Consider the following 1,258-nt stretch of genomic DNA (forward strand, 5'->3'; position numbering starts at 1 on the left):
AAAGGTAACTTATTTAACCGCCGAATGCTTGGAAACTTGCTTGTTCGGTGGTGTGAGGGGCTTAGATTAATATCTAGTAATAGAAAAACGGTTTAATTCTATCTCGATGCTTTAAGTAGAAATGCTAAATTAGTTTATTTTGTGGATAATTTATTTTCCGCTTTTCAAACAATTAAAAAAAATAAAAAAAAATTAAATTTATGCGATGAAAAAGTAAAAATTTTTTATGGTAATGCTTTTCATATGATTAGAAAGTTTCTAAAACAAAATATTATTTTTGATCTTATTATTTTAGATCCTCCTTATTTTTTTAATTTAGAAGATTCTTTGTTTAAAAACATAAATAATTTAGTTAAAAAAGAAGGTTTAGTAATTTATGAAACCTATCATAAAAGTTTAGTTTCTGAAAAAAATAATGGATTTTTTTTAATGAAAAATAAAAAATACGGAAGTAAAAGAATTATTTATTATAAAAAAATATAATTTTAATCACTATAAATTAGTTTTTATTTTAGTTATAATAAGTTTGAAAATAAAATGATTTTATTTTATCAAAGGAGTAATAATTTTTTTATATGAATGAAATAATGAATTTTATTTTATTTTTTTCAGGATTAATAATAGGTCTTTTATCAGGTGCTTTAGGAGTTTTTTTTTGGTTTAAAAAATATTTAGAAAAAAATCCTCCCATAACTGAAAGACAAATTAAAGAAATGTTTAGGGCGCGAAATGGTGCCTAATTATAAGTGATTTCACGAATCACGAACATTATGATGATATGTTCCTTCATATTCTTGGCTTTTGAAACGAAAGAATCAAAAGTTACAGCAAAGAATAAAAGCGGGTTGAGGAGAAATTCATATCCAAAAAGATCACGCCAGAAGAATGACTCACACGGATAACCTTATTCAAAAAAGGCTAAATGCAATAAACGGGGTAATTATATTACCAAACAGAAATGAATTGTAACTGTTTTTCAAAGTTATTTGAAAATTTAATATTTGGTTTTCAAAATTATCAATGTTTTTAACAAAAAACATCTTAGGGTTTTTGATAACCTAACTTTGAACCTACCTGTATATATAAAAAAAATTTGATCTTCAATGTTATATAGATTGAAGATCAAAAAAGGTCTGCATACCTAAATGAGTCGCGTAAATAATTAGAGTAACTTCGATCTTCCTAAACTTCTCTCAGAGAAAATATTTCTCTGTAGAAAAACACAGAATAGTCTGTGGAAGTAAGGAAAAAGCAGAAT

At 24.8% G+C, this 1,258-nt stretch carries 1 protein-coding gene and 1 pseudogene; both read left to right on the plus strand.

Features of this window, described 5'->3' with window-relative positions; translation table 11 throughout:
• Positions 1-114: 114 nt before the first annotated feature.
• Positions 115-483 (plus strand): annotated as a pseudogene (locus ACHMP6_RS01850) (RsmD family RNA methyltransferase); the annotation flags it as partial.
• A 92-nt stretch (positions 484-575) separates the two neighbouring features.
• A complete protein-coding gene (locus tag ACHMP6_RS01855; protein ID WP_412097826.1) occupies positions 576-740 on the plus strand; it encodes a YneF family protein in 165 nt (54 codons plus the stop codon).
• Positions 741-1,258 lie beyond the last annotated feature (518 nt).

The sequence above is a fragment of the Candidatus Phytoplasma palmae genome (assembly GCF_046896035.1).
GTDB lineage: Bacteria > Bacillota_I > Bacilli_A > Acholeplasmatales > Acholeplasmataceae > Phytoplasma > Phytoplasma palmae.